The sequence below is a fragment of the uncultured Alistipes sp. genome (genome assembly GCF_949296715.1).
Lineage (GTDB): Bacteria > Bacteroidota > Bacteroidia > Bacteroidales > Rikenellaceae > Alistipes.
Genome location: NZ_CASFQD010000020.1, coordinates 1 through 11,964, shown reverse-complemented (window position 1 = coordinate 11,964; position 11,964 = coordinate 1). Strand labels below are relative to the sequence as shown.

At 64.6% G+C, this 11,964-nt stretch carries 12 protein-coding genes; 4 read left to right on the top strand and 8 right to left on the bottom strand.

Features of this window, described 5'->3' with window-relative positions:
• The 4 genes from Q1Y33_RS03110 to Q1Y33_RS03095 form a co-directional block, all read left to right on the top strand.
• On the top strand, positions 1-2,543 hold a 2,543-nt coding region (locus Q1Y33_RS03110; RefSeq protein WP_300798174.1), incomplete at its 5' end, for a UvrD-helicase domain-containing protein.
• Positions 2,533-4,272: an ABC transporter ATP-binding protein gene (locus Q1Y33_RS03105; RefSeq protein WP_300798172.1), complete on the top strand. Its 1,740-nt coding sequence runs from the start codon at positions 2,533-2,535 to the stop codon at positions 4,270-4,272. The genes Q1Y33_RS03110 and Q1Y33_RS03105, both read left to right, overlap by 11 nt.
• The gene (locus Q1Y33_RS03100) at positions 4,269-5,216 is read left to right on the top strand and encodes a hypothetical protein (protein WP_300798170.1); all 948 of its coding nucleotides are present in this window, start codon (positions 4,269-4,271) and stop codon (positions 5,214-5,216) included. Before Q1Y33_RS03105 ends, Q1Y33_RS03100 begins: the two co-directional genes overlap by 4 nt.
• Before the next feature lie 2 nt (positions 5,217-5,218).
• Positions 5,219-5,668, top strand: coding sequence for a S24/S26 family peptidase (locus tag Q1Y33_RS03095; RefSeq protein ID WP_300798168.1), 450 nt, complete (start codon positions 5,219-5,221; stop codon positions 5,666-5,668).
• Between the two features lie 380 nt (positions 5,669-6,048).
• Here the strand turns inward: Q1Y33_RS03095 and tsf are convergent, their stop codons facing one another.
• The 8 genes from tsf to Q1Y33_RS03055 all read right to left on the bottom strand — a co-directional run.
• Positions 6,049-6,879, bottom strand: coding sequence for a translation elongation factor Ts (gene tsf, locus Q1Y33_RS03090; protein ID WP_300798166.1), 831 nt, complete (start codon positions 6,877-6,879; stop codon positions 6,049-6,051).
• 43 nt (positions 6,880-6,922) lie between these two features.
• Positions 6,923-7,807 carry a 30S ribosomal protein S2 gene (gene rpsB, locus Q1Y33_RS03085; RefSeq protein WP_300798164.1) on the bottom strand — a complete coding sequence of 295 codons (885 nt, stop codon included), beginning with the start codon at positions 7,805-7,807 and terminating at the stop codon, positions 6,923-6,925.
• Between the two features lie 185 nt (positions 7,808-7,992).
• Entirely contained in the window at positions 7,993-8,379 is a 387-nt protein-coding gene (rpsI, locus tag Q1Y33_RS03080; RefSeq protein WP_300798162.1) for a 30S ribosomal protein S9, read from the bottom strand.
• A gap of 5 nt (positions 8,380-8,384) precedes the next feature.
• Positions 8,385-8,840 (bottom strand): 50S ribosomal protein L13, encoded by a 456-nt coding sequence (rplM, locus tag Q1Y33_RS03075; RefSeq protein ID WP_300798159.1) that lies wholly within the window; start codon positions 8,838-8,840, stop codon positions 8,385-8,387.
• 520 nt (positions 8,841-9,360) lie between these two features.
• A complete protein-coding gene (locus tag Q1Y33_RS03070; protein ID WP_300798176.1) occupies positions 9,361-10,566 on the bottom strand; it encodes a sodium ion-translocating decarboxylase subunit beta in 1,206 nt (401 codons plus the stop codon).
• A gap of 10 nt (positions 10,567-10,576) precedes the next feature.
• Positions 10,577-11,038 (bottom strand): biotin/lipoyl-containing protein, encoded by a 462-nt coding sequence (locus Q1Y33_RS03065; RefSeq protein WP_300798157.1) that lies wholly within the window; start codon positions 11,036-11,038, stop codon positions 10,577-10,579.
• A gap of 14 nt (positions 11,039-11,052) precedes the next feature.
• A complete protein-coding gene (locus tag Q1Y33_RS03060) occupies positions 11,053-11,397 on the bottom strand; it encodes a hypothetical protein (protein WP_300798155.1) in 345 nt (114 codons plus the stop codon).
• 12 nt (positions 11,398-11,409) lie between these two features.
• The coding region (locus Q1Y33_RS03055) for a carboxyl transferase domain-containing protein (protein ID WP_300798152.1) at positions 11,410-11,964 on the bottom strand (555 nt) is incomplete at its 5' end.

Sequence of the window (11,964 nt, the reverse complement as noted above, 5' to 3'; positions counted from 1 at the left end):
TGGGCGCCGAGGCGGCCCGCAGCCGCGAGGAGCTGCGCCGCACGGCCGCGGAGGCCGTCGGGATAATCGCCGCCGCGGGGTGCACCGTCGCCGACTTTCCCTACAGGGAGAAGGGCTTTGCCGCGTGGTTCTACGCCGTGGCCGGCGGTTCGACCGACCGCTACGGCAGCCGCGTCGAGGCGGCCTGCACGGACGATGCGCGCTGGGGCAAGACGGGGACGCCGTCGCAGCGCCTCCGACAGCAGCTGCAACCCCTGCTGCGCCGCCTGTGCGAGCTCTACGACAGCAACGTCCGGCTATGGAACACCTGCGGGCTGCTGCGCGAGAACTACCGCAGCTTCGCCCTGCTCTCGGACCTCTACACGCGCGTGCAGCAGCTCTGCGACGAGCAGAACACGATGCTCCTCTCCGAAACGAAATACGTCCTCTCGGAGTTCATCGGCCACAACGACGCGCCGTTCATCTACGAGAAGGTCGGCAACCGCTTCGACCGCTTCATGATCGACGAGTTCCAGGACACGTCGGTCAAGGAGTGGGAAAACTTCCTGCCGCTGCTGCGCAACGCCATGGCGCAGGCCGCGCCGGACGAGACCGCGGTGCTGCTCGTCGGCGACATCAAGCAGTCGATCTACCGCTGGCGCGGCGGCGACTGGCGTCTGCTGCACGGCGCGGCCCGCGAGGCGCTCGGGGCGGCCGACACGCAGGTCGTCGCCCTGCAGGAGAACTACCGCAGCCTGCCCGTGGTCGTGGAGTTCAACAACCGCATCATCGGGCGCATCGTCCGCAGCGACAACGACGAGCTGAACCGCAGCCTGGCCGAAGCCGCCGCCCGGGCCGACCTCCCGCCGCAGACGGCCGCCGAACTTACGGACACCCTCTCGGAGGCCTACCGCAACCATGCGCAGCAGCCGCGCCTGACCGGCACACACCCGGGCTACGTCTCGGTCGAGACCTTCGACGAGCGCCCGCCCGTCGTCGAGCGCATCTGCGAGCTGCTCGACCGCGGGTTCCGCCCGGGGCAGATCATGATCCTCGTGCGCGGGGCGACGGACGGCGCGAAGGTCGCCGCCGAGCTGCTGGAGTTCAAGCGCCGCAACACCGAGGAGCGCTACCGCTTCGACGTCATGACGCAGGAGGCGCTCGTCGTGGGCAATGCCCCCGCGGCCTCGTTCATCGCCGCGGCGCTGCGTCTGGCGCTCAACCCCGACGACACGCTCCACCGCGCCGTCTACAACCACTACCTCGGCCGGGCCTTCGACCGCCCGCTCGACGACGAGGAGCGCACCTTCTTCCGCTCGATCCGCCTGCTCTCGCCCGAGGAGGCGTTCGAACGCATCGTCATGCGCCACGACATCGCCGGCGACCGGCGCCAGACGGCCTACCTGCAGGCCGTGCACGAGCAGATCATCGCCTTCTGCTCGTCGAAGATCGCCGACATCCCGCTCTGGCTCCAGTGGTGGGACGAGACGGGCAGCGGCCGCTCCCTGAGCGTCGAGGCCTCGGCCTCGGCCGTCGAGATCACGACCATACACAAGGCCAAGGGGCTCGAAAAGAGCGTCGTGCTGATCCCCTACTGTTCGTGGCAGCTCGATCCCAAGACAAACGGCGTCTCGAACATCGTCTGGGCGGCGGCCCGCGGCGACGGCTCCGATGCGGGGTGCGTGCCCGTGCGGTTCCGGCAGTCGATGGCCGAATCGGGCTTCTCGGAGGAGTACTACCGCGAGAAGGTCTACGCCCATGTCGACAACATCAACCTGCTCTACGTGGCGCTCACGCGCGCCCGGGAGTCGCTCCACGTCTTCCTGCCGCAGCGCAGCGCCCGCACGGTGGGCGGACTGCTGCGGCAGAGCATCCCGACGGAGGGCGGACGCGCCCTGCTCGACGGGCTCGAAGGGCGCTGCAGCAGCACGGAGCGGGGCGAGCGCTTCGAGTTCGGCGAGTTCACGGGGCCCGAGCCCCCGAAAAAGGAGCAGGCGGCCAGAACGGAACACGCCGTGCTGGAGCACTACCCCACCTCGCAGGCCGACCTGCGGCTGCGGCTCCCCTCGCAGCGCTACTTCGAGGAGGAGGACGAGGCGGAGCTCTCGCCGCGCAACTTCGGCATCCTGATGCACCGCGCCTTCGAGCATGCCGACGACGAGGAGCAGATCCGCCGCGCCGTGGAGCGCATGACGGCCGACGGCACGCTCTCCGAGGCCGAGGCGCCGGTCCTGCGCGCGGCAATCGCCCGGGCGCTCGAGCACCCCGTCGTGCGCGAATGGTTCGGCGGCGGGTGGCAGCGCGTGCGCAACGAACACGAAATCGTCATCCCGGCCGGCAACGGCCCCGGCAGCCGCACGATCCGGCGTCCCGACCGCGTGATGACCGCCGGGCGCAGAGCCGTCGTCGTCGACTACAAGTTCGGCCTCCGGGAGAAGGAGAGCCACCGCCGCCAGATCGGCGAATACTGCGACCTGCTGCGGCAGATGGGCTACACCGACGTCGCGGGATACCTCTGGTACGTGAAACGCGGAAATATCGAAAAAGTAACCGATGAAGCATAACAAACCGAACGAACGTCCCGGCGCACGCATCGCCGACATCATCCCGCCGCCGTTCCGCCGCCGCGGGCTGCGCGTCGCCGCGACGCTGCTGCTGCGCGCACTGCTCAACCTCGTGGGGCTGGCCGTGCTGCTGCCCGTGCTGGTGCTGGTGCTCGATCCGTCGAGCCTCGAAGGCAGCGGTCCCCTCGCCCGCGCCTACGCCCTCTCGGGCATCGCGTCGCCCCGCGGCTTCGCCCTGGCCGTCTGCGGGGGCGTCGTCGCCGTCATCGTCCTCAAATCGCTGCTGAACCTCGTGCTCGCACGCGCCGAGCGGCGCTACATCTACGACCTCTACCGCACGCTCTCGCGGCGGCTCTACATCACCTACCACGACCGCGGCCTGGGCTTCATCAAGCGCTCGAACTCCGCCGTGCTGGCCCGCAACGTCAACGTCGTCTGCCTCGCCTTCACGGCCGGGGTGCTCAAGCCCGCCGCCGCCATCGCCGCCGAGGCAATGCTCTTCGTGCTGCTCTTCACGGCGCTGGCGATCTACGCGCCGCTCGCCGCGGGGCTCGCCGTTGCGGTCTTCCTGCCCGGCACGTGGCTCTACTACGGGCTGATCCGCAACCGCATCAACCGCTACGGCGAGGAGGAGAACCGCGCACAGCGCGAGAAGTCGCGCCTGGTGGTCGAGACCTTCCGCGGCTATGCCGACATCGAGATCAACGCCGCTTTCCCGCAGATGCTCCGCTCGTTCGACCGCGCCATGGACGAGGTCGTGCGCACGCGCCTGCGCGAGACGGCCATCGGGCTGCTGCCGCCGGCCTTCACCGAGATCGCCCTGGCGCTCGGCATGGCACTGCTCGTCGGCTTCGGCATCGGGCACGGCAGCCACATGCAGCTGCTCTTCGGCGTCTTCGCCGTGGCGGCGCTGCGGCTCATGCCCTCCGTGCGGGGCATCCTCTCGTCGTGGACCACGATCCGCTACAACCGCTACACGATCGACATCCTGCGCGAAGCCCACACGGCCGGGCAGGAGCTTCCGAACGCCGAGGCCGAACGCCGCACGACCGACAAGCTGCCCTTCGAGCACGAAATCGCCGTGCGCGACCTCTCGTTCCGCTTCGAGGACGGCGACCGCACGCTCTTCGAGGGGCTCTCGCTCACAATCCGCAAGGGCGAGCGGGTCGGCATCCGCGGCGCCTCGGGCTCGGGCAAGACGACGCTCTTCAACCTGCTGCTGGGGCTCTACACCCCGACGGCGGGCGAGATCACAATCGACGGCACGCCCCTCACGCCGGCCAACCGCCGCGCCTGGCAGAACCGCATCGGCTATGTCTCGCAGAACCTCTTTCTCTGCGACGGCACCTTCGCCGAGAATGTCGCCCTCGGCACACCCTCCGCGGAAATCGACCGCACGCGGGCGCTCGAGGCGCTCGAGGCGGCACGGCTGGGCGACTTCATCGCCTCGCTGCCGCAGGGCATCGACACCCCCATCGGGGAGTGCGGATGCCGCCTCTCGGGCGGGCAGCGCCAGCGCATCGGCATCGCCCGGGCCCTCTACAGGGCGTCGGACGTCCTCTTCTTCGACGAGGCGACCTCGGCGCTCGACAACCGCACCGAGGAGGAGATCAACCGCGCCATCGCCGCCATCGCCGCACAACACGCGGGGCTGACGATTGTCGTGATTGCCCACCGCGCCTCGTCGCTCGAATACTGCAACCGCATCATCACACTCGGAGAAGAATGAAATACCTGAAATACACCGTCGCGGGCATTCCGATCGAACTGCCCGACACCCTTCCGGGCGGACACTTCGCCCGGGCGCTCGAACCCTTTGCCGCCGACCGCCCCCGCTGCGGGACTGCCGGCATCCTCTGCGGCACCGCCCCCGGCGCAGACACTCCGGAGACACCGGACACCACGCCCGACCTGCGGCTCTGCCCGGGCATCTGCCCGCCCGCGCAGGCCGACTACCGCGAACTGGACAGCTTCGATTTCGCCGATGCCGACGCCGACTGCCGCTTCGGCAGCGACGCCGCAGGCTACCTGCTCGAGATGACGCCGCGCGACGGCTCGGCCCCGGCCCGCTTCCGCAAGCGGTTCGATGCGCCCGACGTCACGACCGACTACACCCGCGCCCACAACCCGGCGCTGCTGCGCTTCGGGCTCTGGACGATGTTCAACCTCGCGGCCCTGCGCCACCGCAGTGCGGCGTTCCACTCCTCGGTGATCGCCCGGCAGGGCCGCGGCGTCCTCTTCCTCGGGGAGTCCGGCACGGGCAAGAGCACCCACACGCGGCTGTGGCGCGAACACATCGCCGGAGCGCGGCTGCTGAACGACGACAGCCCCATCGTCCGTATCCTCGACGGCGAAGCGCACGTCTGCGGCTCGCCGTGGAGCGGCAAGACCCCCTGCTACCGCAACGAGGAGCTCCCCATCGCGGGCATCGTGCGGCTCTCGCAGGCGCCGCACAACGCCATCCGGCGCCTGCGGACCCTCGAAGCGCTCGGCGCCCTGCTCCCCTCGGCTCCCCCGGCCTTCGCCCGCGACGAGCAGTTGCAGGACCGCATCTGCGAAATCATCTCGCAACTCATCCGCCGCGTGCCAGTCTACCACCTCGAATGCCTGCCCGATGCCGAAGCGGCCCGGCTGGCCTGCGCGACGGTCTTCCCCGACGAAACCCTCCGATGACCATGCAGCTGCCCAACGAACTCTTTTTCGAGCAGGTCGAGGCGATGCTCGCCGAGGGCCAGCCCGTGCAAATCCGCATGAAGGGCCACAGCATGCGGCCGCTGCTGCGCAACGACAGGGACCATGTCGTCGTGCGCGCCTACGGTGCAGGCGAGGAGCCGCAGCGGGACGATGTCGTGCTCTTCCGCTACAAGGGACGCCACGTACTCCACCGCATCCTGGCACGGCGCGGTGACCGGTTCCTGATTGCGGGCGACGGCAACTACCGCCTCCGCGAGGAGTGTGCGCGCGCCGACATCGCCGGCCGTGTCGTGCAGGTCATCCGCCCCTCGGGACGCATCCTCCCCTGCGACGGCAAACGCTGGCAGCGGCTCTCGCACGGCTGGCTCGCGCTGCCCGAAGGGCTGCGGCACTTCATCCTCCGCGTCATCTGGCACCTCGGCATCCGCTGACCCGCCCGGGCGCCGGGCAACCCTGCCCCCAGAACCGCCGGCCGCGGGCCCGACGCTCCCGGCAGAGGTCCCCTTCCGCCCCGGTTACGGACACGGCTCCCCGGCAAAAGCCCTCTTTGCTCCGGCCGCCGACCCGACACTCCCGGCAGAGGTCCCCTTCCGCCCCGGTAGAAGTCCCTTCCACCCCGGCTGCGGACACGGCACTCCGACAAAAACTACCATTCGTCCCGGAACAGCCCGAACAGCCACAGATGCGGACCCGACAACCAGAGACACACGCCCGACAACCACAGTCGCAGGCCCGACAACCACAAAAAAAGACCCGAACTACGCGGTTCGGGTCTTCTATTGCGCGGCCTGACGGCCGTGACGGTTCGGGATTACTCGCCCAGCGCGAAACGCTTGTAGGCAACCACCGTGGCCTCCTTGTCGGCCTTGTGGATGAAGTCGCGGATCGTCTCCTTCTCGCCGACGACGAGCTGGTTGAGCAGCGTGCTCTCCTCGAAGAACTTGCGCATCTTGCCCTCGGCGATCTTCGCAAGAATCTCCTCCGGCTTGTTGGCGTTCTTCGGGTCCTGCTTCATGGCCTCGATGGCGATCTGACGCTCGTGAGCCACGACATCGGCCGGGCAGTCGTCCACGTCGATCGAAACCGGAGCCATGGCCGTAGCCTGCATGGCAACGGCGTGTGCCACCTCGGCGGGAACCTCCTTGTTGAAGCCGAGGATCGTGCCGAGCTTCTTGTTGAAGTGCACATAGGCATCGCAGAAGGGAGCCTCGATGCGGGCATAGTATGCCAGCTCGATCTTCTCACCCGTCTGACCCGACTTCTCGGTCACCATCTCCTCGACGGTGCGGCCCTCGTCGTTCTTCGTGGCCAGCAGCGCATCGCGGTCAGCGGCGTCGTTCTTCACGGCAACCTCCAGCATGGCGTTGGCCGATGCCGTATACTCGGCGTTCTGTGCCACGAAGTCGGTCTCGCACGCGAGGCAGAGGATATAGGCCTTCTGGCCCACGATCTTCGTCACGACAACACCCTCGGTAGCGGTGCGGTCGGCACGCTTGGCAACGACGAGCTTGCCCTTCTCGCGGATAATGTCCTGAGCACGCGCATAGTCGCCTTCGGCCTCCATCAGGGCTTTCTTGCAGTCCATCATGCCGGCACCGGTCATCTTGCGGAGCTTCATTACATCAGCAGCTTTGATTTCCATAGTCTTGTATGTTTCTCGGTTATTGTGAAAAACTCTGTTACAATTATTCTGCCTTTTCCTCGGCAGCGGTCGCAACACCCGGCTCCTCATAGGGAGTCTCCACGGCGGCTACGACCTCCTTGACGGCCTCCTCCTCGGCATCGACGGTAGCCTTCACGGCCTTCTTGATGCGGGGCTTGGCCTCCTTCTTGGCAGCCTCACCGGCAGCCTCGGCCTCCTGGGCCTCCTTCTCCTTCTCGAGCTTGCGCTCCTCGGTACCCTCGGCGATAGCGGCGCACATGGCATCGAGTACCACGGCGATCGACTTCGTCGTGTCGTCATTTGCAGGGATAACGTAATCAATGTCGGTCGGATCACAACAAGTGTCTACCATTGCAAAGACGGGGATGCTCAAACGCTTGGCCTCCTTGACGGCGTTGGCCTCCTTCTGTACGTCCACGACGAACAGGGCGGCCGGCAGGCGCGTCAGGTCGGCGATCGAACCGAGGTTCTTCTCGAGCTTCGCACGCTGGCGGGCGATCTGGAGTTTCTCGCGCTTGGAGAAGTTGTCGAAAGTGCCGTCGGCGGTCATCTTGTCGATGGTCGCCATCTTCTTGACGGCTTTACGTATGGTGGGGAAGTTTGTCAGCATGCCGCCGGCCCAACGCTCGGTAACGTAGGGCATACCTACGGCTGCCACCTTTTCGGCAACGATGTCCTTGGCCTGCTTCTTCGTGGCGACGAACAGTACGCGGCGGCCGCTCTTGGCGATCTGCTTGATGGCAGCGGCTGCCTCGTCGATCTTCAGCACGGTCTTGTGCAGGTCGATGATGTGGATGCCGTTCTTCTCCATAAAGATGTAGGGAGCCATTTTCGGGTTCCACTTGCGCTTCAGGTGACCGAAGTGCGCACCGGCCTCCAATAATGTATTGAAATCTGTACGTGACATGTTAATTCAATCTGTTTGTTGTTGTTTAATCTCTTTACTTCAACCCTCCGGGTAGCGGGTCCTCCGGTCCCGGGAGGTTTTCCGCGGCGCGGCAACCGGGCGGTAATACATATATAATATAATAAGTAGTCCTTCCGATTTGGAAACCGACGCCGTACTTGCCGAAAATCCGGTCGTGCGTGCGATTAACGCTTGCTGAACTGGAACTTGCGACGTGCTCCGGGCTGTCCGGGCTTCTTACGCTCAACCTCGCGGGGATCACGCGTGAGGAATCCGGCCTTCTTCAGCACCGGACGCATCTCGGCGTCGATCTCGCACAGTGCACGTGCGATACCCAGACGAGCGGCTTCAGCCTGGCCCTTGATGCCACCGCCATCGAGGTTGATGGTGATGTCATAGCTCTCCACGGTGTTCGTGGCCAGCAGCGGCTGCTTGACCTGGAACTGGAGAATCTCGAGCGGGAAATAGGCTGCAAGCTCCTTGTGGTTGATTGTAATCTGACCATTACCCGGCTTCACGAATACGCGAGCCACAGCGGCCTTACGACGACCTACGGTGTTTACAACTTCCATAACTCTTACTTGATCTCGTTTAACTTAATGGTCTTCGGGTTCTGCGCGGCGTGCGGATGCTCGGCACCGGCGTAAACCTTCAGGTTCATGAGCAGCTTGTCGCCCAGGCGGGTCTTCGGAAGCATGCCCTTTACGGCTTTCTCGATGAGGAAAGTCGGTTTCTTGGCCAGGTAGTCGGCAGGCGTGGCGAAGCGCTGGCCGCCGGGATACCCGGTGTGACGCGTGTAGACCTTGTCGGTCATCTTCTTGCCCGTGAGCTTCACCTTCTCCGCGTTGATGACGATGACGTAGTCACCGCAATCCACGTGGGGCGTGTAGCTGGGCTTGTTCTTGCCGCGGAGGATCTTGGCGATCTGCGAAGCAAGACGTCCCAATACCTCGTTCGTAGCGTCGATGACGACCCACTCCTTGGTCACCGTCGATGCATTGGCCGAGATAGTCTTGTAGCTTAATGAATCCACTGTGTGTTACGTTTAAGTTTAACTTGTTGTAATCCTTTTCCCGCACTTTACGGGTGCGCAAAAGTACGAAAAAAATTTCAGATAACAAATCCGCAAAAGATTTATTGCAGAATTTTTGACGGAAAGTGCCGCAAGGACAGCCGTTTCGGGGTCCGGACCGCGCGGCGCAGCGGATACGCGCGGCGGGCGGAAAGAGGGAGACAGCAAGAGCGCAGATGGAAAGAGTGCAGACGAAAAGAGGAAGACGAAAAGAGCGCTGACGGGAAGAGGGAGGCAGCAAGAGCGCAGAGGGGAAAAGCGCAGAGACGCAGCAAAATACCGGCAGGGTTCGGAATGCCACAGGAAAACCGCAGGGAAACCGCAGGATCGCCGCCGTGAAATCACCGAAGAACCGCCGGGGAGCTGCCAAAGAACTGTCGAAGAACTGCCGAAGAACCGCCGGAGAACCGCCGCGCGATCGGCACACAAAAAGGGAGAGCCGGAAAATTCCGTCTCTCCCCTTTCTTGACAACCGCCCCTTCTAACCGAGGAACGAGAGCAGGATACCAGCCGCAACGGCCGAGCCGACGACGCCGGCCACGTTCGGGCCCATGGCGTGCATCAGCAGGTAGTTGCCGGGATTCTCGCGCTGACCTTCGGTCTGCGAGACACGGGCGGCCATCGGCACGGCCGACACGCCTGCGGAACCGATCAGCGGGTTGATCTTGTTGCCCTCCTTGGCGAAGAGGTTCATGAACTTGGCCAGCAGCACGCCGCCCGCCGTGCCGAGTGCGAAGGCGATGACGCCCAGCACCAGAATACCCAGCGTGCGGAGGTTCAGGAACGCCTCGGCCGTGGCCGTGGCACCCACCGTGAGACCCAGGAAGATCACCACGATATTCATCAGCTCGTTCTGCACGGTCTTCGACAGACGGTCCACCACGCCGCACTCCTTCATCAGGTTGCCCAGCATGAGGCAGCCGATCAGCGGCGCGGCGCTCGGCAGCAGCAGCGCGATGATGACGGCGATGATGAGCGGGAAGAGGATGCGCTCGAGTTTCGACACGGGACGCAGCGTCCGCATGCGGATCGCCCGCTCCTTCCTGGTGGTCAGCGCCCGCATGATGGGCGGCTGGATCACCGGCACGAGGGCCATGTAGGAGTAGGCCGCCACGGCGATCGGGCCGAGCAGCTCGGGCGAGAGCATCGACGTAAGGTAGATGGCCGTCGGGCCGTCGGCACCGCCGATGATGCCGATCGAACCGGCCTGTGCGGGCGTGAAGCCCAGGGCGTATGCGCCGAGGAACGTCACAAAGATGCCGATCTGTGCGGCGGCACCCAGCAGAAAGCTCTTCGGATTGGCGATCAGCGGGCCGAAATCGGTCATGGCGCCCACGCCGACGAAGATCAGACACGGGTAGATACCCAGCTTGACTCCCAGGTAGAGGTAGTCGAGCAGGCCGGCATTGGCGACAAAGATGTCCCAGTGCACGTGTCCTCCGGCGAAGAGCTCGGTGTGATAGAGGTTCGCCCCCGGAAGGTTCGTCAGCAGCATGCCGAACGCGATGGTGAAGAGCAGCAGCGGTTCGAACTTGTGGCGGATGGCGAGGTAGAGCAGGAAGAACGCGACGAAAATCATCACGACACTTCCCCACCCCATGGAGGAGAAGAAGCCGGCGATACCCGTGGAATCGACGAATTTCAGCAGGCTCTCCCCTACGAAGTCGGCATTCGAGGTCAGCAGCATGGACATGGCGTTATTCAATGATGATTAAATCGTCACCCTCCATGACCGTCGCGCCCTGCTGCACGAAGACCTGCTTGACGACACCGGCGCGGTCGGCGTCGATGTTGTTCTCCATCTTCATGGCTTCGAGCACGACGAGCGTCTGGCCCATGGTCACCTTGTCGCCGACGTTGACCTTCACGGCCAGCACCGTACCCGGCAGCGGGCACTTGACCGCATAGCCCGTCGAGGGAGCCACGGCCGACAGACGTGGCGAAGGAGCCGCCGTCGAAGGGGTAATTATGGCACTGTTGGCCTCCTTGGGTGCGGGGGCCACCTGGGGACGCGACACGACCGAGCCCTTGGCGCCGGCGATTTCGACCTCATACGCCGTGCCGTTGACCGTCACATGCGCCATCGTCGAGGCTTCGTTCACCTCGTCGATCTGCACGTCGTAATTCTGTCCGTTGATTTTGAACGAGTAGTTTTTCATTGTATTCTGAATGCTTATTTTCTGTTAGGCATCTGTGTTAAACCGTGAATTTTAGAGTTCCAGGGCGAGTATGCGCGCTTGATGCTCATGATCGTCAGCACCTCGGACTCCCTGTCGTGCAGTTCTCCCTTGTAGAGGCGGAGCGCCGTTGCGATGGCGGCGATCTCCTCCTCGTGAATCTGGCCCGGCACGATGCGTTTGTCGGCGGCCTCGCTCTGCTGACGCCGGATGAAGACGAAGCCAAAGAGCTTCATGATCCATACCAGCAGCACCAGTACGAAGAACACCAGGCAGATGCTGATGAGTGCAACCCACAGCACCTCGGACCAGCCCCAATCCATTGCTGATAACATTCTCATGGTTCCGATCCGTTACAGAGGAATATTCGAATGCTTCTTGGGCGGGTTCTGCAGGCGCTTGGTCGAGAGCGACTGCAGGGCGCGGATGATGCGGAAGCGCGTGTTGCGCGGCTCGATCACATCGTCGATGTAGCCGTAGCGGGCGGCGTTGTAGGGGTTCGAGAACTTGTCGTTGTACTCCTTCTCCTTCTCGGCGATGAATGCGGCCTTCTCCTCGGGCTTCTCGGCCAGCTCCTTGAGCTCCTTGCCGTAGAGCACTTCAACGGCGCCGCTGGCACCCATCACGGCGATCTCGGCCGTCGGCCATGCGTAGTTGATGTCGCCGCGGATGTGCTTCGACGACATGACGATGTAGGCACCGCCGTAGGCCTTGCGCAGCGTTACGGTGATCTTCGGCACCGTCGCCTCGCAGTAGGCGAAGAGCAGCTTCGCACCGTGCGTGATGACGCCGCCGTACTCCTGGGTCGTACCCGGCAGGAAGCCCGGCACGTCGACGAGCGTCACGAGCGGAATGTTGAACGCGTCGCAGAAGCGGACGAAGCGGGCGGCCTTGCGGCTGGCGTTGAT

Coding starts and splice junctions, on each gene's coding strand:
- Q1Y33_RS03105 (WP_300798172.1), top strand. CDS start 2,533: ATGAAGCATAACAAACCGAACGAACGTCCCGGCGCACGCATCGCCGAC.
- Q1Y33_RS03100 (WP_300798170.1), top strand. CDS start 4,269: ATGAAATACCTGAAATACACCGTCGCGGGCATTCCGATCGAACTGCCC.
- Q1Y33_RS03095 (WP_300798168.1), top strand. CDS start 5,219: ATGCAGCTGCCCAACGAACTCTTTTTCGAGCAGGTCGAGGCGATGCTC.
- tsf (WP_300798166.1), bottom strand. CDS start 6,879: ATGGAAATCAAAGCTGCTGATGTAATGAAGCTCCGCAAGATGACCGGT.
- rpsB (WP_300798164.1), bottom strand. CDS start 7,807: ATGTCACGTACAGATTTCAATACATTATTGGAGGCCGGTGCGCACTTC.
- rpsI (WP_300798162.1), bottom strand. CDS start 8,379: ATGGAAGTTGTAAACACCGTAGGTCGTCGTAAGGCCGCTGTGGCTCGC.
- Q1Y33_RS03070 (WP_300798176.1), bottom strand. CDS start 10,566: ATGCTGCTGACCTCGAATGCCGACTTCGTAGGGGAGAGCCTGCTGAAA.
- Q1Y33_RS03065 (WP_300798157.1), bottom strand. CDS start 11,038: ATGAAAAACTACTCGTTCAAAATCAACGGACAGAATTACGACGTGCAG.
- Q1Y33_RS03060 (WP_300798155.1), bottom strand. CDS start 11,397: ATGAGAATGTTATCAGCAATGGATTGGGGCTGGTCCGAGGTGCTGTGG.